Genomic DNA, 25909 nt, shown 5'->3' on the forward strand with positions numbered 1-25909 from the left:
GGCTGGATAAGCAAGGTTGCGCATCAGCGGCGTTGAGTCTAACGGGGGTTTGTTACTGCGTGATGACTGGCGCGGACCGAGCCGCGCGCCGGCAGTGCATGCCGGCGCAAATACGGCTCCAGGATGGAAGGTAGTTTAGCGTGCGCAGATCGTTGCGGTTCAGGCCGCCTGCAGCCTGCGTATGATCGCTTCGGTGAATTCGCGGGTGGATGCCTTGCCCTTGAGATCGCCGGTAGCCACATGGTCTTTGTTGAGCGTATCGGTAATCGCGGTGCGCAGCCGCAGCGCCAGGTCCTTGTGGCCGACATGGTCCAGCATCTGGCCGGCTGCCAGCAGCAGCGAAATCGGGTTGGCGATACCCTTGCCGGCGATGTCCGGCGCCGAGCCGTGCACTGCTTCGAAGATGGCGCAGTCGTCGCCGATATTGGCGCCGGGCGCCATGCCCAGGCCGCCTACCAGGCCGGCCATCTGGTCCGACAGGATGTCGCCGAACAGGTTGGTGCACAGGAGCATGTCGAACTGCCAGGGATTGAGCACCAGCTGCATCGCGCAGGCGTCGACGATCATGTCGTTCATCTGTACCCGGCCTTCGTATTCTCGTGCGATTTCCCGCGCGGCTTCGAGGAAGATGCCGGTCAGCGCCTTGAGGATATTGGCTTTGTGAACTACGGTGATTTTCTTGCGGCCGTTCTTGACTGCGTATTCGAAGGCGAAGCGCGCGATCTTCTTGCAGGCTTCGCGCGTGTTGATGCCGGTCGAGACTGCCACGGCGCGTGGATCGTCGCCGACCGGGATGTAGTATTCATGCGCCACATAGAAGCCGCCGATGTTTTCCCGCACCAGCACGATGTCGATATCTTCGAAGCGGCCGGGCACGATGGTCACTGCAGGGCGCACATTGGCGTACAGCTGGAATTCTTCGCGCAAGCGCACGTTGGAGGAACGGAAGCCTTCGCCTATCGGCGTGGTCAGCGGGCCTTTCAGGGCCAGTTTGTTCTTGCGGATGCTGGCCAGTGTGGCGGCCGGCAGCGGGTCGCCGGCGCTGGTGACGCCGGCCACGCCTGCCTGCTGGATATCCCAGGAAAACGGAGAGCCCAATGCGTCCAGCACCTTGACCGTGGCTTCGACGACTTCAGGGCCGATGCCGTCGCCGGGAATCAGCGTGGCGGGAATTTGGTTTAGTGTCGGGCTGTTCATGGAATCCTCTTGAGTGCATACGTGGTACAAACGTGTGGGGCAGGCGGTGAGATTCACAATATTAGCACCGCGAAGCTTTCGGGTAGTTTACAAAGACGTTACACGAGACAAGGCCCGCGGCATCGTTGTCGCGTTGAATTTCAAACAAGGGAAGTGGGGCAGGTTGCCGCTGCGCCAGCCGCGGAATCGGGCTGGCGCAAATACTGCGTTGGTTACTTCTTAAGCAGCGACAGTCTCGGCCGCGGCAGCGACGTCTTCTTCATCCGACACCGAACTGCGGATCAGGTGATCGAATGCGCTCAGCGATGCCTTGGCGCCCTCGCCGACCGCGATCACGATCTGCTTGAACGGCACGGTAGTGACGTCACCGGCGGCGAACACGCCGGGGATCGAGGTCTGGCCCTTGGCGTCGACTTCGATTTCGCCGTGGCGCGACAGGGCGATCGTGCCCTTCAGCCATTCGGTGTTCGGCACCAGGCCGATCTGCACGAACACACCTTCCAGCTCGACCTTGTGCACGGCATCGGTCTTGCGGTCCTTGTAGACCAGGCCGTTGACCTTCTTGCTGTCGCCGGTGATTTCGGTGGTTTGCGCCGAAGTGAACACAGTGACGTTTTTCAGGCTGTGCAGCTTGCGTTGCAGCACGGCGTCAGCGCGCAGTTCGTCGCCGAATTCGATCAGCGTTACGTGCGACACCAGGCCGGCCAGGTCGATTGCCGCTTCCACGCCGGAGTTGCCGCCGCCGATCACCGCCACGCGCTTGCCCTTGAACAGCGGGCCGTCGCAGTGCGGACAATAGGCGACGCCGTGGTTACGGTATTCGCGTTCGCCCGGCACGTTTATTTCGCGCCAGCGGGCGCCGGTGGCCAGCACCACGGTCTTGCTCTTGAGCGAGCCGCCGTTGGCCAGCTTGATTTCGATCAGCTTGCCTGGCACCAGCTCTGAGGCCAGCTGCACGTTCATGATGTCGACTTCATAGCTCTTGACGTGCTGTTCCAGCGCAGTGGCGAATTTCGGTCCTTCGGTTTCCTTGACGGAGACGAAGTTCTCGATCGCCAGCGTATCCAGCACCTGGCCGCCGAAACGTTCCGACACCACGCCGGTGCGGATGCCCTTGCGTGCGGCATAAATCGCAGCCGCAGCACCGGCAGGGCCGCCGCCGACGATCAGCACGTCGTAAGGCGCCTTGGCGCTCAGTTCGACCGCCTTGCGGGCGCCGGCGCCGGTGTCCAGCTTGGCGAGGATTTCTTCGACGCTGGTGCGGCCCTGGCCGAACACTTCACCGTTCAGGTAAGTGGTTGGCACGGCCATGATTTCGCGTTTTTCCACTTCGTCCTGGAACAGTGCGCCGTCGATGGTGGACTGGCGGATGCGCGGATTGATCAGCGCCATCACGTTCAGGGCCTGCACGACTTCAGGGCAGTTCTGGCAAGACAGGGAGATATAGGTTTCGAATACATAATCGCCATCCAGGTTGCGGATCTGCTCGATCACGGCTTCGTCCAGTTTCACCGGGTGGCCGCCGACTTGCAGCAAAGCCAGAACCAGCGAAGTGAATTCGTGGCCCATCGGGATCGCGGCAAAGCGGATGCCGGTATCGACGCCAGGGCGGTTGATGGAGAACGACGGTTTGCGTTCGTTGTCGTCGCTGCGCTCGATCAGCGTGATGCGATCCGACAGCGTGGCGATTTCCTGCAACAGCGATTGCAGTTCACGAGACTTGTCACCGGTGTCCAGCGACGCAACGATCTCAATCGGTTGCACGATTTTTTCCAAATAGCTTTTCAATTGGGTTTTGAGATTTGCATCCAGCATGGCGGTTCCTTGCATTCGTGACAATAAATTAGGGGTGCTGCGGGTCCGAACCCCGCCTGGGGCCCGGACCGTAAAACACTTGCGGGTATTAGATCTTGCCGACCAGGTCCAGCGATGGCGTCAGGGTAGCTTCGCCTTCTTGCCACTTGGCTGGGCAAACTTCACCTGGGTGCGATGCAACGTATTGCGCTGCTTTGACTTTGCGCAGCAGTTCGGAAGCGTCGCGGCCGATGCCGTTGTCATGGATTTCGTACAGCTTGATCAGGCCTTCCGGATTGATCACGAAAGTACCGCGCAGGGCCAGGCCTTCTTCTTCGATCAGCACTTCAAAGTTGCGCGACAGGGTTGTGGTTGGATCGCCGATCAGCGGGTAGTTCACTTTCTTGATCGCGTCCGATGTGTCATGCCATGCTTTGTGAGCGAAATGGGTGTCGGTCGAGATGCCGTAGATTTCCACGCCCAGTTTCTGGAATTCAGCGTAGTTGTCGGCCAGGTCTTCCAGCTCAGTCGGGCAGACGAAAGTGAAGTCAGCCGGGTAGAAAACGAATACCGACCATTTGCCCTTCAGGGTGTCCTGGGTGACCGGCACGAACTTGCCGTTATGGAGAGCAGTTGCAGAGAACGGTTTAACTTGGGTATTGATCAAAGACATAGTGTTTTCCTTACTAAGGCTGGGTTGAAGAAATCTAGGTAGCAACGATAAACCAGGTTGGTTCATTTGTATAATTGATTTAATTTTGTGTTTCGATTCATAATAACTATCGACAACAGGTCAAATTCTCCTTTAAGTGCGGTTTTGCTTGGTATAAATCATGCTTTCAGGCAATCGATAGAAAACTGGGCCAGAAATGAATGGACGTTTAATCGGGCTATTAGTTTAAGCAAACTGCCCGGATTCGTCATGCCGAGATCATAGTCGAAGAACAAAACCCTGCGGGCGTGCAAGGTAGTGGCGCATGTATCAGCGCATGTAACGCAATGTAATGACCCGGAAATATTTCCAAAATATAATTTCCGCCCGGAACGCCTCAAAAAGCGCGTAACAGTGGCGCCAGCTTCTTACCAAGATCAGCCGATAATATTTCCGAAAGTTCTCATGCACAAAAAGATATGTCTGACCGCCCTGGCCGCATTGGCCGCTTTGGCTGTTGCCGGTTGCGGCAGCAACGGCAGCAGCAACCTTGGCGTCAACAGCCCCGACAATGCGATTCCCGAGGGAACGGTACTGAAGCTCGGACTGTTAGAGACTACGGATATTCACCAGAACGTGCTGAGCTACGACTATTACGGCTTGAAGGCCGACACCAGCCTCGGCCTTGAGCGCACCGCGACCTTGATCAAGGGTGCGCGCCAGGAAAACCCGAACAACGTCCTGCTGGACGACGGCGACGTCATCCAGGGCACCTTGCTCGGTGATTACCAGGCGGTGGCTGCGCCGGTCACCTGCAGCGGCACGCTGGCGGTGCACAAGGTGATGAACGCCCTGAAGTACGACGGCGCCGGCATGGGCAACCACGAATTCAACTACGGCCTCGATTTCCTGAGCCAGATCACCAATACCGACTTCGGCGTGCCAGGCGTGCAAAAAGGCAGCAACTGCGGCGCGCCGAATTTCCCGCTGGTGCTGTCCAACGTGGTTGGCGTTTCGTCAGGCAAGCCGATCTTCAATCCCTATGCCTTGGTCGCCAAACAGTTCACCGCTACCAAGCCCGACGGCAGCAGCATGAATGTGCCGCTGAACGTCGGCATCATCAGCTTCGTGCCGCCGCAGATCATGGACTGGGACCAGAAAAACCTGGCCGGCAAGGTCATGGTCAACGGCGTGCAGGAATCGGCGCTGAAGTATGTGCCGGAGATGCGCAGCAAGGGCGCCGACCTGGTGGTGGCGCTGTCGCACGGTGGCCTGGATGCCTCGCCGTACAGCCCGAAAATGGAAAACGGCAGCCTGTACCTGGCCACCACCGGCATCGACGCCTTGATGCTGGGCCACGCCCACCTGATTTTCCCGCAAGCGCGTGAAGCCGGCGCGCCTGCCATCGACGCTTCGCTGGCGGCCTTGCCGAGCACCCTGGTCGATACCAGCAAGGGCCTGGTCAACGGCATTCCGGCAGTGATGGCGCAGAGCTGGGGCCGGCGCCTGGGCATCATCAAGATGGTGTTGAAATACCAGGGCGGCAAATGGGTAGTGCAAAAAGACCAGACCAGCGTCGAAGCGCGCGGTTTCAAATATGCCGACGGCAAGACCAATATCGACGCCGATCCTTCGATTGCGCCGCTGGTCGCCACCGAGCACCAGGCTACCTTGTCCTACGCCACGCAGCCGCTGGGCACTACGACGGATTTCGAGATGTCGGCGTACTTCTCGCTGGTGGGCGACGTCAGCGCGATCCAGATCGTCAACCAGGCGCAGATCGACTATGTGAAAACCTTCCTCGCCAGTTCCACCGATCCGGTCCTGGCCAGCTACAAGTCGATTCCGGTGATTTCCTGCAGCGCGCCGTTCAAGGCCGGCCGCAATGGCCCTACCGACTTTACCGACGTCGCTCCGGGCGCATCCCCGGCAACGCCGTTCGGTTTGCAGGTCCGCAATCCGGGTGATTTGTACTTGTACGGCAACAACAACCTGCAAGCGGTCAAGATCAAGGGTTCCGACCTGAAAAACTGGCTGGAAACCGCGGCCAAGCAATTCGCCATGATCAATCCGGCCAGCACCGGCGAGCAAGACCTGGTGCCGTCCTATTCGACCATCTTCAACTACGATGTGTTCTACGCCGAAAACAACGCGATGCAGTACCAGATCGACGTCACCAAACCGGCCGGCAGCCGCATCGTCAACCTGACCTACGCCGGCAAGGCGGTAGCCGACAGCGACGACTTCATCGTCGCCACCAATGACTACCGCGCGGGCGGCGGCGGCAACGTGCCGGGCATCGACGGCAGCAAGACCATCATCAAGTCGCCGGACGCCAGCCAGGCGGTGGTCAGCGCCTACCTGAAAAAACAGGGCAAGGTCACCAATGCGGCAAACGGCAGCGGGCAAAGCTGGAGTTTCGTCAAAGTGGCTACGCAAGGCCCGGTCATCCTGCGTTCGGCGCCGGGCAAGATGGCGGTGGCGCAAGCGTTGGGCCTGGGGCGGGTGACGGCGGAAGGCGCGCTGGATGCCAGCGGTTTTGCCAAGTATGCAATCGACTTGAGCAAATGATGAAAAACAGGAAACCGCTTGCCGCTCTTGATAAGATCGCGTTCTTGCTGGTGGCTGCGGCGCTGGGTGCCTGCACCGGCGAGGTAGCACCGGACAATGCCCGCATCGAGTCGGTCGGCATGCTGGCCTTGCACGGCCGCCAGGTCAGCGCGATTACCCAGCTGCAAGCCTGGGCAGCAGCGGGGCGGCCGGTGGCGCAGCGCGAACTGGCGCTGGCGCTGGCGTCGATTCCCGACCAGTCCGCGCAAGCCGGCGCCTGGCTGGAGAAAGCGGCGGCGGCGGGCGATACGGAATCCCGGTTTCAATTGGCGCAAGCGCTTTATCAAGGCAGCCTGGGACTCAAGCTTGACCAGGCCCAGGCCTGGAGCTGGTATGAGCGCGCGGCCAAGTCGGGCAATGCAAAAGCCAGTTTCATGCTGGCCCGCATGGCCAAATACGGCGAAGGCGTGCCGCGCGACCTGAAACTTTCGGCCACCTGGCTGCTGCAGGCCAGCAAGCAGGGCAATGCGCAGGCGATGTTCCTGCTGTCGAACGCCTATGCCGCAGGCGAGGGCGTGGAGCAGAATCCGCAACTGGCCCGGGAGTGGCTGGAACGTTCGGCCGAAGGCGATTTCCCGGTAGCGATACAGGCCCTCGCCATGAGCCTGGAAGGCGGCGACCGGCATGGCGAACCGGATCCTGTGCGGGCGCGCCACCTGATCAAGGAAGCCACCGACGAGCGCAGCATGCGCTGGAATAACTACCAGTAGGGTGGGCGCCTGTGCCCACGCGTGACCGCGATAACCGGAGTACATACCTGCGTGGCGCTGGAACGGTATGCATGTGATGTGAATTTCCGCGTGGGCACGATGTGCCTACCCTACGCGCTGGTCCTCATACTCAACGGAGTAGAATTAACCAGGAACCTGTGTGCCCGTCCGGCGTCATATGCCGGCTGCCGGCCTTTGCATCGGCAGTATCTGCACACACCAGACCCGGATTTTTCATGAGGATTTTTCATGCTTTTGTCACCACGACGAACTTTCGTTGCCGCCCTCCTCCTCACCGCCACCCAGATCGCCTTTGCGCAAGCGCCGAAAACCGTCTTCCTTGAAGAGCTGACCTGGACCGAGCTGCGCAGCCAGGTCCAGGCCGGCAAGACCACCATCCTGATCCCCATCGGCGCGACCGAGCAAAGCGGCCCCGATGTCGCGCTGGGAAAGCACAACATCAGGGTGAAAGTTTTATCGCAGCGGATCGCGGAAGGCCTGGGCAATGCGCTGGTGGCGCCGGTGATCGCTTACGTGCCGGAAGGCAATTATGCGCCGCCTACATCCCACATGCGCTTCCCCGGCACCATCACGATCCCGGACGATGTTTTCCAGAAGACGCTGGAATCGGCCGCCAACAGTTTCAAGGTCCACGGTTTCAAGAACATCGTTTTCCTGGGCGACCATGGCGGTTACCAGAACGATATCAAGAAAGCCGTGGCGCAGCTGAACAAGAGCTGGTCCGGTTCGCCGGCTCGGGCCATCCTGCCGCCGGAATATTACGCCGCCAGCTCGGACGGCTATGCCGAGATACTGCGCAAGCGCGGTTATCGCGACGATGAAATCGGCACCCATGCCGGCCTCGCCGACACCTCGCTGCAGCTGGCAGTGGCGCCGCAGATGGTGCGCCAGGACAGCTTGCGCAATGGTCCCAAGCTCGGCCTGGCCGACGGCGTCTATGGCGGCGATCCGCGCCGCTCCAGCGCTGAAATCGGCCAGCTCGGCATCGACAACATCGTGGCGCAGACCGTCAAGGCGCTCAAGGCCGAGACCGCGGCCCGCTGAATTATCACTTCAATTACTGGCACTACTTTGCTGCTTATTTAATCAAGGAACCATCATGCAATTTCGTTCTTGCCGCTCTGGTCATTTATCGCGCCTCGCCGTCTCCGTCAGCAGCGCCCTGGCCGTCTTGTCCGTCGCCGCCGGCGCATCGGCCGCGCCGGCTGCTCCAGCAGCCATCGCCACCGTGGCCGGCATGCCGCCCGTGGTCAATCCCGCCAACCTGTACAGCGAAGCCGGCGCCGGCCACCTTAGCCCGGTGGTGGCCGACGCATTGCCACGGATCTATGTGCCTAACCTGCGCTCCAACGACGTCTACGTGATCGATCCGGCGACCTTCAAGGTAGTCGAGAAATTCCGCGTCGGCTACAGCCCGCAGCACGTGGTGCCGGCCTGGGACCTGAAAACCCTGTGGGTGGCGAACAACGCCGAAGGCCGGCCCGACGGCAGCCTGACGCCTATCGATCCGAAGACCGCCAAGCCGGGCAAGGAAGTGGCGGTGGAGGATCCCTACAATATGTACTTCACGCCGGACGGCAAGGAAGCCATCGTGGTGGTGGAAGCCCATGCCCAGCTGGACTTCCGCGATGCGCACACGATGGCCTTGAAATCGAGCCTGCCGGTGCCGGAATGCAAGGGCATCAACCACGCCGATTTTTCCATCGACGGCAAATACGCCCTGTTCACCTGCGAGTTCGGCGGCAAGCTGGCCAAGATCGACATGGTCAACCGCAAGGTGCTCGGTTACCTGCTGCTCGACAAGAAAGGCATGCCGCAAGACATCCGCATCGCGCCGGACGGCAAGGCGTTTTTTGTGGCCGACATGATGGCCGATGGCGTCTATGTGGTGGATGGCGACAGCTTCACCAAGACCGGTTTCATCAAGACCGGCGTAGGCACCCACGGCTTGTATCCGAGCCGCGACGGCAGCAAGCTGTACATTTCCAACCGCGGCTCCAACAAAGTCCACGGCGCGCGCCATGGCAAGGGCAGCATCTCGGTGCTCGATTTCGCCACGCGCCAGGTGGTGGCCAACTGGCCGATCCCGGGCGGCGGCAGCCCTGACATGGGCAACGTTAGCGCGGACGGCAAGATGCTGTGGCTGTCAGGGCGTTTCGACGATGTCGTGTACGCGATCGACACCAGCAGCGGCGCGGTCAAGTCGATTCCGGTCGGGATGGAGCCGCACGGCCTCACCGTGTGGCCGCAGCCGGGCCGTTATTCGCTGGGCCACACCGGCAACATGCGCTGATCGGCGCTGACTTCCACTGACCTGACCGCGTTACGGCGCGCTTGGGCAGGACGCCGGCACCCGGCCGCCGAACAAAACTGCCTGGCCGCAAGCCGATGCAAACATGGCGCGGTTGTCGTGGCCGACGCCAGGCACTTGCACCACGCTCTGCTGCAATCCGGACGGATGACGTTTCTGCAGGTAGCTGAAATAGGACAGGCCGCGCGCCAGGCGATAAGGGCCTTGCGCCATCGCCGGGCAGGAGCGGTCGATGAAGTGCGTGTAAGGATTGGTGTCGGCCATGCCCAGCAGATAAGTCACCTTGCGCGCGGCATAGCGTGTTTCAAGTCCAGCCACGTCTTGCCCGGCGACATAGGCCGGGATCGCGTTCAAACCATATTTCCACTGATTCACGGCCGGACATGCAGTCGTGTCGGCCGGCTGGAAAGCGCCGTCCGGGCCTGGCCTGCTGTTGTCGAAATACAGGTAAGTCGAGGGATTCGCCACCACGTAACGCACGCCGATCCCGGCCTTGCGCAGTACCGCTTCCGCCTGCCCCGCCACGGCGTAGCGCTGGACGATCTGGGCGCCGGCGGAATGGCCCGCCACCACCACCTCGGCCAGGGCCGGATAGAGCTTGCGGTCGGTGAAATGTTCAAGCACGGCATCCATGGCGCTGAACGAGCTGACGGCGGCAGGACTGCGCGCCGGCTCGCCGCCCTTCCAGCCCTCTTGCGTCCAGGCCAGCGTCGCGGCCGGCAGCTGGAACGCTCGCAGGTCAGGCGGCGTCAGGAATTGCGGCGCGATCACCAGGCTGCCGGCGCCGGCAGCACCGGCGTCGGCGACCGCCTGGCGTCCCGATTCGAAATAGACGTCGGCATTGCGCAAAGTACCGTGGACCACGATCAGCACCCGCTTCACATCCGGCGCCGGCGCATCGATCCGATGGTCGGCATAGACCGGCAGCAAACCTTCGCCCTGCGCGGTTTTGACGGTAATCCGCTGGTCCGCGATTTTTTTCACGGGCGCATCCAGCACCGACTCTTGTTTTGGCGCTTGCCTGGCTACCTCGCCGGCGCAGCCGGAAACCAGCAAGACCAAGGCCGTAAAACCTGCTGCACGATTGACTGGCATGGACGATCTCCGCACAAAATTGAGTGCTTCGATTCTGGATGAAAACGGCGCAGAACAGAAGTCCCGCGAGCGCTTTTCTCCGCGCCCGATTGATGATGCCAATCCGTACATGATCGAGGCGGTGGCTGCCGGTTATGGCTATTGCCGAGGTTTTTCCAGGCCGGCGGCGGCAATCGCCGGCTTGTCATATTGCTGGGTTATAGTTATCGTGCAGCCTGCGCGCGCTGCCGTCCCGTTGTATCTGTCTGACATCAACTTTCCACCTGATCATGCAAGACATAGAATCTTTCGAAGTCGCCTACGAAAACTTCGCGCTGAAAGGCGATTTCCATCCTGCCGCATCGTCCAGCCATGTCCTGATACTGCACGGCGCGGGCGTCAGCTCGCGCGCTACCGCCAGCCGTTCAGGATTGCGGCCGGCGCTGCAGGCGCGCGGCATCTCCAGCACCTCCTTCGATTGCATCGGCCATGGCGACACCGGCGGCTCGCTGCAACATTCCTCGCTAAGCAGCCGCACGCGCCAGGCCGAAGCGGTGATCGCCGCGCGCAAGCTGGCGCAGCCGCTGGTGATCTGCGGCAGCAGCATGGGCGCATACAACGCCATCAGGCTGACCCAGACCCATGATGTCGCCGGGTTGATCCTGATTGTGCCCGGCGTCTACACGCCAGCGGCTTACAACGTGTCGTTCGGGCCGCAGTTCTCCGCGATCATCCGGCGCGACCATAGCTGGGCCGACAGCGACGCCTGGGCGATCCTGGCGGAATTCAAGGGCAAGCTGCTGGTGATCGCCGCCGAACACGATGCGGTGATCCCGCCGGAAATACCGGAGCGGCTGCTGATGTCGGCGCGCAAGGCGCGTTCGCGCCGGCTGCGGGTGGTGGCAGGGACCGACCACCAGTGCCTGTTCCCGCTGGTGAGCGAAGAACGTCCGGACGAGTTTGACGAACTGATGGACTTGATTGTCGGCTGCGCGAGCGATTCCTAGGGCCGGCGCCGGACCAGTACCGATTCCCGATTTCCTCTATGATGCAAGACAGTGGCCGCATTGCGCGCCAGCGTTTCTAACTGTCAGAGAGAATTCCATGAAAATCGATCTAAGCGACAAACATGCAGTAGTGAGCGGCTCGACCGCCGGCATCGGCCTGGCGATTGCGCTCGGCCTGGCGCAGGCGGGGGCAACGGTGGTGGTGAACGGCCGCACCCAGGAACGGGTCGACCAGGCCCTGGCGCAGATCCGCGACAAGGTCCCCGGCGCCCGTCTGCAAGGCATCGCCGCCGACCTCGGCACTCCGGACGGCGCCGCCTTGCTGTTCAGGCAAGTGCTGGAGACCGATATCCTGATCAACAACCTGGGCATTTTCGAAGCCAAACCTTTCTTCGATATTACCGATGAGGAGTGGCAGCGTTTCTTCGACGTCAACGTGATGAGCGCTGTGCGCCTGTCGCGCCACTACGCGCCAGGCATGGTCAAGCGCGGCTGGGGCCGGGTGCAGTTCCTGTCGAGCGAATCGGGTTTGCAGATTCCCAAGGAAATGGTCCACTACGGCATGACCAAGACCGCCTTGCTGGCAGTCTCGCGCGGACTGGCTGAAACCCTGGCCGGCAGCGGCGTCACCGTCAACGCCGTATTGCCTGGTCCGACCCGCTCCGAGGGCGTCGGCGATTTCTTCGCCTCGATGGCGCGCGACCAGGGCATAGCAAGCGAAGCGCTGGAACGCGATTTCCTCAAAGAACATCGCCCCAGCTCGCTGATCCAGCGCCTGGCGACGGTAGAAGAAGTCGCCAACATGGTGGTCTACCTGGCGTCTGTACAGGCATCGGCCACGACCGGTGCGGCCCTGCGCGTGGATGGCGGCGTGGTGCGTTCGATTTCCTGATCCACCTGGGTCCTAGGCGGCGGCTTCCGCTGCCAGCGCGGCCTTCACCGTGGCGCGCGAGCCGATGTTTTCCATATAGCGGGCGATGGCCGGCCATTGATTGAGGTCGATCGCAAACAATGGCGTCCAGCGCAGCACCGTGAACAGGTAGGCATCGGCCACGCCGAACTGGGCGCCGAGCAGGTAGTCGTGCTGCCCCAGGGTGGATGCGACCTGGTCCAGGCGCCGCTGCAGCTTATCCTTGAAGACGGCTTTTACGCCGTCCGGGATCGTCGTGTTGAACAGCGGGCTCAGTCCCGCGTGGATTTCGCTGGTGATGAAATTCAGCGATTCCTGCAGGCGCACCCGCTGCCAGCTGCCGTTGGCCGGCGCCAGGCCGGCTTCGGGTTTCAGGTCGGCCAGATACTGCACGATTGCCGGCCCTTCTGTCAGCACCTCGCCGTTCTCCAGCTGCAGCGCCGCTACGTAGCCTTTCGGATTGATGGCCAGGAAATCCTGGCCGTCGGCAGTGCGTTTGGTCTTGTTGTCGACCTTCACCAATTCAAACCGCAAGCCCAGTTCACGCAGCACGATGTGCGGCGACAGCGAACAAGTCTCGGGGGCAAAATACAATTTCATCATCCAGCTCTCCTGTGGGATCGCAGCGGTGCGCGGCGACGCAGGAGAGTATGGTGACCTCGGTTACTATTGTAAAGAAGGGAGATTTTTGTTATATAGGTACATAAATTATACTTAGGCCGATCATGAAGACCAATGTTTCAGGCTGTTCGGTGGAAGAAGCCATGCTGCTGCTGGGCGGGCGCTGGCGCATGCTGCTGGTGTCTTACCTGCTGGACGGCCCCAAGCGTTTCAACGATTTGCGGCGCGATGTGCCGAACATTTCCCAGCGCATGCTGACGCTGGACCTGCGCGCGCTGGAAGCGGCCGGACTGGTGCAGCGCACGGTTTACGCCGAGGTGCCGGTCAAGGTGGAGTACTGCCTTACCGCCGACGGCCAGCGTTTGCGCAAGGTGGTGGAAGTGCTGAAGGAGTTCGGGCTGTGGCTGAAACAGGAACAGCAGCTTAGCCCGGATCAGGCTAAGCTGGCGCATTGACCGGAACATTTCACTCTACAGCCGGGTCTGTTAGAGCTACCATCCACATTACGAGACAACGATGCGCCTACTGTTTGCCCTGATGACAAGCCTGCTGCTGGCAGCCTGCGGCCATGTAACATCGCCTTCCGGCGAAAGCGGCACCACCATCACCCCTTACGGCGTGATCGATGCCGGCGTCACGCGCACAAATCGCTGACGTCCGAACTCATGTCGCTAATTTATTCGAATGGAGTATGCAATTGAAGCAACACATTAACGCCAGCCTGGTCGAAGCGCAGCAATCGCTGGAAGCGCTGCTCGCCAACGACGCGGCGCTGCAATCGATTGAACGGGCGGCGGCGCTGCTGATCGATGTGTTTGAACGCAAGGGCCGCGTGTATTCGTGCGGCAACGGCGGCTCCATGTGCGATGCCATGCATTTCGCCGAAGAGCTGACCGGCCGCTACCGGCTGGACCGGGCGGCGCTGGGCGCAACCGCGATCAGCGATGCCGGCCACCTGACCTGCGTCGGCAATGACCATGGTTACGAGCAGGTGTTCTCACGCTATATCGAAGGACACGGACGCGCCGGCGATTGCCTGGTTGCGCTGAGCACCAGCGGCACCAGCAAGAACATCATCCGCGCGGCGCAAACCGCGCGCGAGCTCGGCATGCATGTGATCGTGTTGTCCGGCAAGCAGGCCGAACTGCTGTCGTCCTTGAGCGATGTTTATATCTGCACCCCGGGCGGCGCCTTTGCCGACCGCGTGCAGGAACTGCACATCAAGGTGCTGCACATCCTGATCGAGCTGATCGAGCGTCATTTCTTTCCAGAGAATTACGCCTCCAAGGCATAGTTTCGGCAGCCTGCTGCATTTCTGTAATAAAGAAATGCAGTAATCGCGCATGGCTTCATTTCCGCGCAAAACGCAGGCGGGGCCTGGTTCCGCATGTGGATACATAAGCTAATAGATAGTATGTAGTTGGGATCGAATCCGGTTTTTTTTACGATGCATGCTCACTAAAGTGGGATGACATCAACAATGAAAAAAGCCAGATCGCAATCTCTCGCGCAATTTTTTTTTATTCGCCTCGGCGTGATCGCCGCCGCAATAGCCAGCCTGGCCACGCTCGCGTCGTGCGGCGGTTCGGACACCGGCCTGGCTGCGTCAGCCCCCGCCGTGCCTGTGGTGCAGAAACGCCCGAACATCCTCTACATCATGGCCGACGACCTCGGTTACTCGGACATCCGGGCCTTCGGCGGCGAAATCAATACGCCCAACCTCGACGCCCTGGTGCAGTCGGGCCGCATCCTGACCAACCACCACACTGGCACCGTCTGCGCGATCACGCGCTCGATGCTGATTTCCGGCACCGACCATCATTTGGTCGGCGAAGGAACGATGGGCGCGCCGGCCGACGAGCGCAAAGGTTTGCCGGGCTACGAAGGTTACCTGAACGACCGCGCACTGTCGGTGGCGCAGCTGCTGAAGGATGGCGGTTACCACACCTACATGGCGGGCAAGTGGCATATCGGTTCGGGCATTCCGGGCAGCGCCAGCGGCGGCGGACAGACTCCCGACCAGTGGGGCTTCGAGCACAGCTACGCCTTGCTCGGCGGCGCCGCCAGCAATCACTTCGCGCATGAACCGGCGGGCTCAAAGAACTACACCGAAGACGGGCAGTATGTACAACCCGGCCAGCCAGGCCAGCCGGGCGGCACAGGCGGCAGCCCGGCGGTGTTCTATTCGACCGATTTTTATACGCAGCGCCTGATTTCCTACATCGATGCCAACAAGGCCGATGGCAAGCCGTTCTTCGCTTACGCGGCCTTCACTTCGCCGCATTGGCCGCTGCAAGTGCCGGAGCCCTACCTGCATAACTATGCCGGCAAGTACGACCAGGGTTATGACGCCATACGCAACGCCCGCATCGCACGCCAGAAAGCGCTCGGCATCATCCCGGCCGATTTCACGCCGTTTGCCGGGGTGCCGGAGAAACTGGCGTCGTCGCCAGCCACTGTCAACAACGGCACCGCCAACGCCAAATACATCAACGCCGTGCACAGTGCGGCGCAAGGGTATTCGGACTATGGCCCGGGCGTGGTCGACAAGGCATGGAACAGCCTGTCGCCGGCGGAAAAGAAAGCCCAGGCGCGCTACATGGAAATCTATGCCGGCATGGTGGAAAACCTTGACCACAACATCGGCCTGCTGGTCCAGCACCTGAAGGATATCGGCGAATACGACAATACGTTCATCATGTTCCAGTCGGACAATGGCGCGGAAGGCTGGCCGATCGACTCCGGCGCCGATCCGACCGCCACCGATACCGCCAATGCAGCCGATCCCGTGTATGCGGCGCTGGGCAGCGACAACGGCAAGCAGAATGCACAGCGCCTGCAATACGGCTTGCGCTGGGCTGAAGTCAGCGCCACGCCGTTCCGCCTGACCAAGGGCTACGCCACCGAGGGCGGCGTGTCGACGCCGCTGATCGTGCACCTGCCGGGCCAGACCACGCAGCTGCCGACCTTGCGTCCGTTCACCCACGTGACCGACAACACCGCGACCTTCCTCGCCGTGGCCCAGATCGCCCCGCCCACACAGCCGGCGCCGCCGCTGCTCAACAGTTTGAACGGCGCCGACCAGAACAAGGGCAAGGTGGTCTACAACAACCGCTATGTCTATCCGATCACCGGCCAGTCCCTGCTGCCGTTGCTGAACGGCCAGGGTGCGGCCGTGGTGCATAACGCACCGTTCGGCGACGAGGCATACGGGCGCGGGTACCTGCGCAGCAGCGACGGCCGCTGGAAAGCACTCTGGACCGAACCGCCGAACGGCCCGCTGGATGGTCATTGGGAGCTGTTCGACGTGACGCTGGACCGCGGCGAGAACCATGACGTATCGACGCAGAACCCGTCTGTCATCGGTAGCCTGATCCAGCAATGGAACGACTATATGAGCGGCGTCGGCGGGGTCGAACCGCAGCGTCCGCGCGGCTATTACTGAGCGTTCGATGAGGACGCGGATCTGGTTGACCGGAGCGGCAGGCGCGGCAGCCTTGCTGGCTGCTGCAGTTGTTTTGCCGCTGGCGGCAAGCGGCGGCGGCCTTGACCAGCAGAACCGGGCGCGCAGCCTGGCGCCGCTGGGTTCGGAGCCGCAGTGCGAGGCTTATTCGGGTTTGCCGGCGCACTGGGGCAGCGATCCGCAAGCCGGCATGGTGCACCTGGGCGCCGGCGCATTCGTCTTCGGCAGCAAGTTCGGTTACGAAGACGAACGCCCGCGCGGCGACGGCAAGACCAGGGTGCGCGGATTCTGGATCGACCAGACCGATGTCACCAACGCCCAGTTCGCCTCCTTCGTTGCCGCAACCGGCTATGTCAGCGACGCCGAGCGCCAGGGCGGCGGCGCGGTGTTCCACAAGCCGACGCTGGAAGAACTGAATGCGCGCGACCTGGCATGGTGGACCTGGGTAGCCGGCGCATCATGGCAACACCCGGCCGGCCCCGGCAGCAGCCTGGAGGGTATCGGCAACCAGCCGGTGACCATGGTGACCCAGGCCGACGCTCTCGCCTACGCGCGCTGGCTGGGCCGCGACCTGCCCAGCGAAGCCGAATGGGAATACGCCGGCAAGGCCGGGCACGATGGCGCCGAACTCGACACCGCGCCGCGCGACCGGCACGGCAAACCGACCGCCAACTATTGGCAGGGAGTATTTCCGTTGGTGAACAACAACGAAGACGGCCACATCGGCCTGGCTCCGGTCGGCTGCTACGCGGCTAACGACTTCAAACTCTACGATATGGTTGGCAACGCATGGGAATGGACCAAAGACATCTACAGCGGATCGCATCAGGCGCACAGCAACGGCGATACCGCGGCAGTGGCGCCGGCATCGCGCCGCCACGACACGCCGGTGGTGATCAAGGGCGGCTCCTTCCTCTGCTCGCGCGACTACTGCGTACGTTACCGTGCTTCGTCGCGCGAACAGCAGGAAGCGGACTTGCCGGCATCGCATATCGGCTTCCGCACCATTTTGCGCGACAGCTGACGCATATGCTGGCCGCCAGCCTGCTCGGGATTGTTGTGCCGCACGCACATGCAGCGCCGAGCGTGATCAAGGTTGGCGTAACGCCCGGCACGCATGCGGAGATCATGGAACAAGTGCGGCGTCATGCGCTAAACGACACCCTGAAGCTGGAGGTGGTCGTATTCGACGACAACAAGCGCATCGATGCAGCGCTGGCGGCCGGCAAGATCGACGCCGCCAGTTTCGAGGACGGCCCGGCTTTCGAAGCGCAGCGGCGGCGCTACGCGCTGGCCAGCATAGGCAGCACCGTCACCTTGCCGATAGCGCTCTACTCGCGCCGGCTGACCTCGCTCACGCAGCTGCAGCGCGGCGCCACGATCGCCATTCCTGCCGATGCGGCCGGCACGGCAAGGGCGCTGGTGTTGCTGCAGAATTTCAGGCTCCTGACATTTTCCGATCGCGCCGGCCTGCACGCAACGCTGGCCGATATCACTGGCAACCGCCTGCATCTGAAGATCAGGCAAGTGCCGCAGGCGCAGCTGTTTGCCGCATTGGATCAGGTGGCGTTCGCGGTGATCGGCAGCGCCGACGCCGCCAAGGCCAGCCTGTATCCGGCACGCGACAGCATCGGTATCGAGGATGCCCGCTCGCCCTGGCAGAATGTGCTGGCGGTGCGCGCCGGCGACCGCGGCGAGCCCTGGGTGACGCGGCTGCTCGCCGCCTATCATTCCGAACCGGTGGCGAAATTCATCCTGGAGCGTTACCAGGACTCGGTGCGCAGGCCGTGGTGAAGCGCCGCGGGTGATTCAGGCCTGGTGATCGGCTTTGCCTTCACCCGGCAAGGCCGCAGCCATCAGCACAGCATCGCGCTTGTCCAGCAAGTGCTGGCGCAATATCGCCGCCAGCCGTTTGCCGTCGCGCGCTTCCAGCGCTTTGACCATCTCGTCGTGGTCGTGCGCGGCGCTATCCCATTTGGTCGGCTGGAAATTCGATTTGAAGCGCAGTGCCTTCAGGCGCCGGTTCAGACCCAGGTAAGTCTGGCGCAGGACTGAATTGCGGGCTGCATCGTTGATCTTGTCGTGTATCGCCTGGTTGCGGCTGTAGTAGCCCGGCAGATCGTTCTGCGCCTTGCAGGCCAGCATCGCATAGTGCAGGGCCTTGATCTCGGCCAGTTCGACCGGCGTGATGCGGTCGCAGGCCAGTTCGCCCGACATCGCTTCCAGTCCGCTCATCAGTTCGAAGGTTTCCCAGATTTCGGTTTCCGACATCTTGGATACCGACGCCCCCCGGTTCGGCGATATCTCTATCAAGCCTTCGGCCGCCAGTACCTTCAGCGCTTCGCGCAACGGCGTGCGCGAAATCCCCAGCGTCTCGCATAACTCCCGCTCATTGAGCTTGGTGCCCGGCGTCAGCACCGCTTCGACGATCAGGTTGCGCAAATGGTCAACCACCGTGTCGTGCAGGCGCTGGCGCTCCAGTTTGGGCACCAGCGGAGCAGGTTTTTCTTCTTGCTCGATTATCGCATTTTGCATTCAAAATCCTTTTTTACGCGTTTGATCGTATTTTAACATCAAATACAGGGCGCAAGAATCGCTGTCTGGCGCCATTCGATATGAATGTAAAAAAGAATAAAACGGCAAAATATGATCATATTTCATTGATTATTAAGGGTTTATGCTTATTTTAAGCCATTGTCGTCACTCGCATATTGCGAAAAATCTCTTTACGCCCGGAATTTGGACTGATAAAGTATTTTGAATGCAAAATACAATTTGTTCAAAGGAGGCATAAATGTTGACATTAGATTTCCATCCGGCCGGCCGTCATTTCCTGCAGATCCCGGGTCCCAGCCCGGTGCCTGACCGGATTTTGCGCGCCATGAGTTATCCGACCATCGACCACCGCGGCCCGGAATTCGGCGCGCTGGGTTTGCAGGTATTGGCAGGCATCAAGAAAATTTTCAAGACCGTGCAGCCGGTGGTGATCTACCCGGCTTCCGGCACCGGCGCCTGGGAAGCAGCGCTGACCAACACCCTGAGCGCCGGCGATACGGTGCTGATGTACGAGACCGGACATTTCGCCACACTCTGGAAAAAAATGGCCGAAGCCCTCGGTTTGAAGCCGGAATTCCTCGGCTTGCCTGGCATCGAAGGCTGGCGCCACGGCGTGCAGGCGGATCGCATCGAACAGCGCCTGCGCCAGGACAGCGAGCATCAGATCAAGGCTGTGTGCGTGGTGCATAACGAAACCTCGACCGGCGTCACCTCCGACATCGCCGCAGTGCGCCGTGCGATTGACGCCGCCGGCCATCCGGCCCTGCTGATCGTCGATACGATTTCCGGCCTGGCTTCGGCCGATTACCGCCATGACGAATGGGGCGTCGACGTCACCGTGTCGGGATCGCAAAAGGGTTTGATGCTGCCGCCGGGCATCAGCTTCAATGCGGTATCGCAGAAAGCCATCGCGGCCAGCAAGAACGCCAGGTTGCCGAAAGCATTCTGGGACTGGACTGACATCATCGAGATGAACCAGAGCGGCTACTGGCCCTACACGCCCAACACCAATTTGCTGTACGGACTATCGGAAGCGCTGGAGATGATCCTGGGCGAAGGCCTGGACCATGTCTTCGCTCGCCATCAACGTCTGGCCAGCGCTTGCCGCGACGCCGTGCGCGCCTGGGGCCTGGAAATCCAGTGCGCCGATCCTGCGCTGTACTCGCCGGTGCTGACCGGCGTGATGACGCCGCCTGGTTTCGACGCCGATGCGATCCGCAAGACCATCTATGAAAACTTCAACATGTCGCTCGGCACCGGCCTCGGAAAAATGAAAGGCGGCATGTTCCGCATCGGCCACCTGGGCGAAGCCAACGACCTGACCCTGATGGCGACCCTGGCCGGCTGCGAAATGGGGCTGAAGCTGGCGGGCGTGCCACTGGCCGGCAGCGGCGTGGTGGCGGCGATGGACAACCTGGCCGCGCAAAAGAGCAAACCGGTATTGAAAGCCGCATAGGAACAGACACAGCGGAAACCGCTCCGGCACCGTCCCGCAGAGGACGGGCGGAGCAAGGATAAAGATGTCCTGCGGCGTTTGCCGGCCACCATAATATTGGAGACAACAATGAAACACCTGCGTTTGCGCGCGACCACGGTCGTGCTGATCATGTTATGCCTGATGTATTTCATTACTTACCTGGATCGCGTCAACGTCAGCACCGCCGCGGCCGGTTTTGCCAAGGAATTCGATCTTTCGAAAACCCAGATCGGCCTGGTGTTTTCCGCATTCGCCTATCCCTACCTGGTGTTCCAGATCATCGGCGGCTGGGTCAGCGACAAGTTCGGCGCCAAGCGCACCCTGATCTACTGCGGCATCCTGTGGGGCATTGCTACCATCCTGACCGGTTTTGCCGGCGGCCTGTTTTCGCTGCTGCTGGCGCGGCTGCTGCTGGGCCTGGGCGAAGGCGCTACCTTCCCTGCTGCAACCAGCGCCATGTCGCGCTGGGTCGCCAAGGAAAACCGCGGTTTCGCCCAAGGCATCACCCATGCATTCGCCCGCATCGGCAATGCAGTCGCGCCCACCCTGGTGGTGTTCATCATGGCCACCCACGGCTGGCGCGAATCGTTCTATATCTGCGGGGTGATCAGCCTGGTCTGGGTACTGGTGTGGGCATTTGTGTTTACCGAACATCCGGAAAAACATCCGCGCATCACCAAGGAAGAACTGGCGATACTGCCGGCAGTCAAGAAAAGTACGCCGAAGATTCCATGGGGGCCGCTGTTCAAGCGCATGCTGCCGGTGACCATCGTCTATTTCTGCTACGGCTGGACTTTGTGGCTGTTCCTGAGCTGGATTCCGCAATATTTCCTGCACAGCTACGACCTCGATATCAAGAAATCGGCGCTGTTCGCTTCCAGCGTGTTCTTCGCCGGGGTGATCGGCGATACCCTGGGCGGTATTGTCAGCGACAGGATCCTGAAGCGCACCGGCAACCTGAAGCGGGCGCGCAGCCAGATGGTGTCGGTCTGCATGCTGCTGACGCTGTTGTCGCTGCTGCCATTGCTGGTCACACACAATGTTTACGTCTCGATACTTTGCCTGAGCGCCGGTTTCTTTTTTGCCGAAATGACGATCGGGCCGATGTGGGCGATTCCGATGGATATCGCTCCGCAATACTCGGGTACCGCCAGCGGCATGATGAATACCGGCTCGGCGCTGGCGGCGATCATCTCGCCGGTGCTGTCCGGCTACCTGATCGATCGCTTCGGCAGCTGGGAACTGCCGTTCGTCGGCAGCATGATCCTGATGGGATTCGGCGTGCTGCTGGCGTTCCGCATGCAGCCCGACAGCAAGTTCGAGCACAGCGTGGCGGATGGCGGGGCCAATCCGGTGAAGGCCGGCGCCTAGGCGGGGCCGCCCAGGCGCGCTGTTCGATCTGGCTATACAGTCACAGTTACTACTACCAAGGGTTTTCATGATTTCCTCACAATCTCCGCAAGAGCGGCTGGCGCATCTGCTGAGCACGGCATACGGCAAACATGCGGCAGCCGAATGCATCCCGCAGGAGCTGGAGCCGGCCAGCGCCGAGGAGGCTTACCTGGCGCAGCAAGCATTCCTGCGGCAAAGACAGGCACGGATCGGCGGCTGGAAGATAGGCGCAAAATCGGACAATGGACCGATACAGGGAGCGCCCTTGCCGGCGCAGCGCATTTATCCGGCCACCTCGGTCATCGAACGTGCTGATTATCCGGTGCTTGGCATCGAGCTGGAAATCATGTTTTGTTTCGATACCGATTTCCAGCCCGGAACAGCGCTGGTCTCGGAACAGGAAGTAATGCGCCATGTAAGCACGATGGCGGCGTCGATAGAGATCGTTTCCAGCCGCATCGCCGGCTGGCCGGAGGTGCCCAAGCTGAGCCAGCTGGCGGACCTGCAAAACCACGGTGCCCTGGTCAGCGGCGAATTTGTCGCTTACGACGCTGCTTTCCCGTTCCTGCACCCGGCCGCGCACCTGACCTTGAACGGCAAAGACATATTCAAGGGCAGCGCCAGCAATCCAGCCGGCGACCCGCGGCGCCTGCTGGGCTGGCTGGTGAACCACTGCAGCACGCATGGCATAGCCCTGCCTGCGGGCACGGTAGTCACTACCGGGTCCTATACCGGCATCCATTTTCCGGACGAACCAGGCCTGGTGATCGGCCAGATTGCGGGTTTGCCGCCGATTCATTTCGAGCTGGCTTAGGCCGGGCATCGGCAATTTTTCAAGTTTTTGACAGGACTCCATCATGCTGGTCAAGCCTATCCACCTGGTTCCTCGCAGCCCGACGCTCGCTACGCCGCTGGCCGTGCAATTGCGGCGCGAGCTGAGGGGCGAGGTCTTGTTCGAGCGGGCCGACCGCGGCCGCTACGCTACCGACGCCTCGATCTACCAGATCATGCCGCTCGGGGTAGTGGTGCCGCGCGACCAGGACGACCTGCTGCTGGCGCTGGACATCGCCCGCAGCCACCACATCCCGGTGCTGGCGCGCGGCGCCGGCACCAGCCAGTGCGGCCAGACCGTGGGCGAGGCGCTGGTGCTCGACAACAGCAAATGGCTGAACCGGGTCATCGATTTCGATCCAGCGGCACGCACCGTGACAGTAGAACCCGGCATGGTTCTCGATCATCTCAACGCCTGGCTCAAGCCGCACGGCTTGTGGTTCCCGGTGGATGTCTCGACCGCGGCCCAGTGCACCATAGGCGGCATGGCAGGCAACAATTCCTGCGGTTCCAGGTCGATCGAGTACGGCAATATGGTGCACAACGTGGCCGCCATCGACGCCGTCCTGGCGGACGGCACGCAAGGGCGCTTTGAACGGCTGGACCGCATGGCGCAGAACGGACGGATCGGCGCCATCGTCGCCGGGCTGCAGCACATCGCCCAGCGCGAACGGACCGAGATCACGGAACGCGTGCCCAAGGTGCTGCGGCGGGTCGGCGGCTACAACATCGATCTCTTCGATTGCCAGAACCCGCGCGCCTACACCGATGACGGCATCGCCAACCTGGCGCATATCCTGGTCGGATCCGAAGGAACGCTGGCCTACAGCCGCCAGCTCACCCTGTCGCTGGCGCCGCTGCCGGCGCACAAGGTGCTGGGCGTGGTCAATTTTCCGACCTTCTACCAGGCCATGGACATGACGCAGCATATCGTCAAGCTCGGACCGACCGCGGTCGAGCTGGTCGACCGCACCATGATCGACCTCTCCATGAGCAATCCGGCATTCAAGCCGGTGATTGAAAAAGCCCTGGCAGGCCAGCCGCAAGCGATCTTGCTGGTGGAGTTTGCCGGAGACGATCACGCCGCGTTGCTGAACAAACTGGCCGGCTTGGACCAGTTGATGGCAGACCTGGGATTGCCTGGTTCCGTGGTGCAAATGAGCGGCGCGGCCGAGCAGAAAGCACTGTGGGACGTGCGCAAGGCCGGCCTGAACATCATGATGAGCATGAAGGGCGACGGCAAGCCGGTATCCTTCATCGAAGATTGCGCCGTGCCGCTGGAGCACCTGGCGGAATACACCAGCCAGCTGACCGAGGTGTTCCATCAATACGGCACCGAAGGCACCTGGTATGCACATGCCAGCGTCGGCACCTTGCACGTCAGGCCGATACTCGACATGCGCCGCGGCGGCGCCAAGGACATGCGGGAAATCGCCGAAGCCGCCTCGGTGCTGGTGCGTAAGTACAAAGGCGCCTACTCCGGCGAACACGGCGACGGCCTGTGCCGCGGCGAATGGGTGGCCTGGCAATACGGCCCGAAAATCAATGCTGCCTTCACCGAAATCAAGGAGCTTTTCGATCCGGACAACCGCTTCAATCCGGACAAGATCGTGCGTCCGCCCAAAATGGACGATGCCAGCAATTTCCGCTTTGCGCCGGGTTACGGCGAGTTGCCGCATCGTCCTTTGCTGGACTGGTCTTCCTGGAACGTCAGGCGCAATCCCCTGACCGGCGAAGAAACCGCGGCCGGCAGCGGCGGCGACAAGACCGGCGGCCTGGCCAAGCTGGTTGAAATGTGCAACAACAACGGTCATTGCCGCAAATTCGACGCTGGCACCATGTGCCCCAGCTATCGCATCACCAAAGATGAAAAGCATGTCACGCGCGGTCGTGCCAATACCCTGCGCCTGGCGTTGTCGGGCCAGCTCGGCAGCGAGGGGCTGGCCAGCGCCGAGGTCAAGGAAGTGCTTGACCTGTGCGTATCGTGCAAAGGCTGCAAGCGCGATTGCCCGACCGGCGTCGACATGGCTAAAATCAAGATTGAAGCGCGCGCCGCATGGGCCGATAAACATGGCCTCAGCCTGCGCGACAAGCTAGTCGGTTTCATGCCGAAATATGCGCCCTACGCCAGCGCCATCGGCGGCCTGATCGCCTGGGCCGAAGGCATTCCGGTGCTGTCCGGCTGGCTGAAAAAACAGATAGGCCTGGCGCCGCAGCGATCTTTCCCGCGCTTTAAGAATGCCTTCCTGGACAATGCAAGATCGGCCGTAAACCTGGCGAAAAACAGCGAACGCGAAGTATTGCTGTTCGTCGACACCTTCAATAATTACATGGAACCGGAAAACGCCCGCGCCGCACAAACGGTGCTGGAAGCAGCCGGTTACAAAGTGCATTTCAACACGATGGCGGGCCAGAAACCTTTGTGCTGCGGCCGCACCTATCTGTCCGCCGGCCTGGTCGGACAGGCAAAAGCGGAAGCACGCAGGACGCTGGATGCATTGATGCCCTTCGTTGAACGCGGAATCGCCATCGTCGGGCTGGAGCCATCCTGCCTGCTATCTTTGCGCGACGAGTTCCTCAGCTATGGTTATGGCGAGGAAGCGCAGAAACTGGCGAAGTCGGCCTATCTTTTTGAAGAATTCCTGGTGAAAGAAAAAAAGGAAGGCCGTTTCCACCTGGACCTGAAACCGCTGCCAGGCAACAAAGTCCTGGTGCATGGACATTGCCATCAAAAAGCTTTCGACGCCTTTCGTCCGGTGCAAGCGGTATTGCAGTGGATTCCGCAAATCGAACTGGCCACGGTGGAATCCTCCTGCTGCGGCATGGCCGGCAGCTTCGGCTACGAGGCCGAACACTATGATGCGTCGATCGCCATGGCTGAGCTGGCGCTTTTGCCGGCTGTTCGCAAGGCTGGAAAAGACAGCATCGTGGTCGCCGACGGTACCAGCTGCCGGCACCAGATCCACGATGGGGCGGATACGGTTGCGTTGCATGTGGCGCGTGTGCTTGCCATGTCGTTGCCGGGAAATGCGATCGCAGGTGAACCCGGCAAATAGCCGGAGCAAAAAAAAGACCCTTTCGGGCCTTTTTTTGCGGAGTGTTCAGCTGATATTTCTGGATTTCCCGTGAACTTAGCTGGCGCTTTCGTACGGCATACAGCGATGCGCAACCGTAGTAATCCTGGCTGCTTCCTGCCGGCGCCATGCGGGCTTTGTTTTCACGCGTCACCCACGCCTTCCGGATAATGTCCCAGCGCTTGTCGCAGACGGATTTTTTGGTGACT

The 25909-nt window shown here is 61.3% G+C and carries 22 protein-coding genes; 16 read left to right on the forward strand and 6 right to left on the reverse strand.

Annotation, left to right across the window (positions count from 1 at the left end; translation table 11 throughout):
• Positions 1 to 159 precede the first annotated feature (159 nt).
• The 3 genes from CFter6_RS00235 to ahpC all read right to left on the reverse strand — a co-directional run bounded on the left by CFter6_RS00235 (position 160) and on the right by ahpC (position 3664).
• Positions 160 to 1197, reverse strand: coding sequence for an isocitrate/isopropylmalate dehydrogenase family protein (locus CFter6_RS00235; RefSeq protein WP_061538229.1), 1038 nt, complete (start codon positions 1195 to 1197; stop codon positions 160 to 162).
• A 219-nt stretch (positions 1198 to 1416) separates the two neighbouring features.
• The gene (gene ahpF / locus CFter6_RS00240) at positions 1417 to 3012 is read right to left on the reverse strand and encodes an alkyl hydroperoxide reductase subunit F (RefSeq protein WP_061538230.1); all 1596 of its coding nucleotides are present in this window, start codon (positions 3010 to 3012) and stop codon (positions 1417 to 1419) included.
• A gap of 88 nt (positions 3013 to 3100) precedes the next feature.
• A complete protein-coding gene (ahpC, locus tag CFter6_RS00245) occupies positions 3101 to 3664 on the reverse strand; it encodes an alkyl hydroperoxide reductase subunit C (protein ID WP_061538231.1) in 564 nt (187 codons plus the stop codon).
• A 444-nt stretch (positions 3665 to 4108) separates the two neighbouring features.
• Between ahpC and CFter6_RS00250 the strand changes: the two genes are divergently transcribed.
• From CFter6_RS00250 to CFter6_RS00265, 4 genes are all read left to right on the forward strand, one after another.
• Positions 4109 to 6214: a bifunctional 2',3'-cyclic-nucleotide 2'-phosphodiesterase/3'-nucleotidase gene (locus tag CFter6_RS00250; protein ID WP_061538232.1), complete on the forward strand. Its 2106-nt coding sequence runs from the start codon at positions 4109 to 4111 to the stop codon at positions 6212 to 6214.
• A complete protein-coding gene (locus tag CFter6_RS00255; RefSeq protein ID WP_082814487.1) occupies positions 6211 to 6963 on the forward strand; it encodes a tetratricopeptide repeat protein in 753 nt (250 codons plus the stop codon). Before CFter6_RS00250 ends, CFter6_RS00255 begins: the two co-directional genes overlap by 4 nt.
• A 249-nt stretch (positions 6964 to 7212) precedes the next feature.
• Entirely contained in the window at positions 7213 to 8028 is an 816-nt protein-coding gene (locus CFter6_RS00260; protein WP_061538234.1) for a creatininase family protein, read from the forward strand.
• A gap of 55 nt (positions 8029 to 8083) precedes the next feature.
• A complete protein-coding gene (locus CFter6_RS00265) occupies positions 8084 to 9277 on the forward strand; it encodes a YncE family protein (protein ID WP_061538235.1) in 1194 nt (397 codons plus the stop codon).
• A 30-nt stretch (positions 9278 to 9307) separates the two neighbouring features.
• Here CFter6_RS00265 and CFter6_RS00270 read toward each other — a convergent pair whose 3' ends face one another.
• Positions 9308 to 10390, reverse strand: a complete 1083-nt coding sequence (locus tag CFter6_RS00270; RefSeq protein ID WP_061538236.1) for an alpha/beta fold hydrolase — start codon at positions 10388 to 10390, stop codon at positions 9308 to 9310.
• Positions 10391 to 10659: 269 nt separating this feature from the next.
• Between CFter6_RS00270 and CFter6_RS00275 the strand changes: the two genes are divergently transcribed.
• On the forward strand, positions 10660 to 11376 hold the full coding sequence (locus CFter6_RS00275; protein ID WP_236904471.1) for an alpha/beta fold hydrolase: 717 nt from the start codon (positions 10660 to 10662) through the stop codon (positions 11374 to 11376).
• Between the two features lie 97 nt (positions 11377 to 11473).
• Positions 11474 to 12268: an SDR family NAD(P)-dependent oxidoreductase gene (locus tag CFter6_RS00280; protein ID WP_061538238.1), complete on the forward strand. Its 795-nt coding sequence runs from the start codon at positions 11474 to 11476 to the stop codon at positions 12266 to 12268.
• Positions 12269 to 12280: 12 nt separating this feature from the next.
• Here CFter6_RS00280 and gstA read toward each other — a convergent pair whose 3' ends face one another.
• Positions 12281 to 12886, reverse strand: a complete 606-nt coding sequence (gstA, locus tag CFter6_RS00285) for a glutathione transferase GstA (protein WP_061542135.1) — start codon at positions 12884 to 12886, stop codon at positions 12281 to 12283.
• A 125-nt stretch (positions 12887 to 13011) separates the two neighbouring features.
• Here gstA and CFter6_RS00290 point away from each other — a divergent pair, with 125 nt between their 5' ends.
• From CFter6_RS00290 to CFter6_RS00310, 6 genes are all read left to right on the forward strand, one after another.
• A complete protein-coding gene (locus tag CFter6_RS00290) occupies positions 13012 to 13362 on the forward strand; it encodes a winged helix-turn-helix transcriptional regulator (protein ID WP_061538239.1) in 351 nt (116 codons plus the stop codon).
• Between the two features lie 61 nt (positions 13363 to 13423).
• Entirely contained in the window at positions 13424 to 13561 is a 138-nt protein-coding gene (locus CFter6_RS25865) for a hypothetical protein (RefSeq protein ID WP_167351328.1), read from the forward strand.
• 37 nt (positions 13562 to 13598) lie between these two features.
• Positions 13599 to 14201: an SIS domain-containing protein gene (locus CFter6_RS00295; RefSeq protein WP_061538240.1), complete on the forward strand. Its 603-nt coding sequence runs from the start codon at positions 13599 to 13601 to the stop codon at positions 14199 to 14201.
• A 186-nt stretch (positions 14202 to 14387) separates the two neighbouring features.
• Positions 14388 to 16352: an arylsulfatase gene (locus tag CFter6_RS00300; protein ID WP_061538241.1), complete on the forward strand. Its 1965-nt coding sequence runs from the start codon at positions 14388 to 14390 to the stop codon at positions 16350 to 16352.
• A 7-nt stretch (positions 16353 to 16359) separates the two neighbouring features.
• A complete protein-coding gene (locus tag CFter6_RS00305; protein ID WP_061538242.1) occupies positions 16360 to 17394 on the forward strand; it encodes a formylglycine-generating enzyme family protein in 1035 nt (344 codons plus the stop codon).
• Positions 17395 to 17399: 5 nt separating this feature from the next.
• A complete protein-coding gene (locus CFter6_RS00310; RefSeq protein ID WP_061538243.1) occupies positions 17400 to 18164 on the forward strand; it encodes a MetQ/NlpA family ABC transporter substrate-binding protein in 765 nt (254 codons plus the stop codon).
• A 15-nt stretch (positions 18165 to 18179) separates the two neighbouring features.
• Here the strand turns inward: CFter6_RS00310 and CFter6_RS00315 are convergent, their stop codons facing one another.
• The gene (locus CFter6_RS00315; RefSeq protein WP_061538244.1) at positions 18180 to 18905 is read right to left on the reverse strand and encodes a GntR family transcriptional regulator; all 726 of its coding nucleotides are present in this window, start codon (positions 18903 to 18905) and stop codon (positions 18180 to 18182) included.
• A 259-nt stretch (positions 18906 to 19164) separates the two neighbouring features.
• Between CFter6_RS00315 and CFter6_RS00320 the strand changes: the two genes are divergently transcribed.
• From CFter6_RS00320 to CFter6_RS00335, 4 genes are all read left to right on the forward strand, one after another.
• Entirely contained in the window at positions 19165 to 20382 is a 1218-nt protein-coding gene (locus CFter6_RS00320; protein WP_061538245.1) for a pyridoxal-phosphate-dependent aminotransferase family protein, read from the forward strand.
• Positions 20383 to 20490: 108 nt separating this feature from the next.
• On the forward strand, positions 20491 to 21774 hold the full coding sequence (locus CFter6_RS00325) for an MFS transporter (RefSeq protein WP_061538246.1): 1284 nt from the start codon (positions 20491 to 20493) through the stop codon (positions 21772 to 21774).
• Between the two features lie 67 nt (positions 21775 to 21841).
• Positions 21842 to 22609 carry a 2-keto-4-pentenoate hydratase gene (locus tag CFter6_RS00330; protein WP_061538247.1) on the forward strand — a complete coding sequence of 256 codons (768 nt, stop codon included), beginning with the start codon at positions 21842 to 21844 and terminating at the stop codon, positions 22607 to 22609.
• 43 nt (positions 22610 to 22652) lie between these two features.
• Positions 22653 to 25682 (forward strand): FAD-binding and (Fe-S)-binding domain-containing protein, encoded by a 3030-nt coding sequence (locus CFter6_RS00335; RefSeq protein ID WP_061538248.1) that lies wholly within the window; start codon positions 22653 to 22655, stop codon positions 25680 to 25682.
• The last annotated feature ends 227 nt before the right edge of the window (positions 25683 to 25909 follow it).

The organism is Collimonas fungivorans (assembly GCF_001584145.1).
GTDB lineage: Bacteria > Pseudomonadota > Gammaproteobacteria > Burkholderiales > Burkholderiaceae_D > Collimonas > Collimonas fungivorans.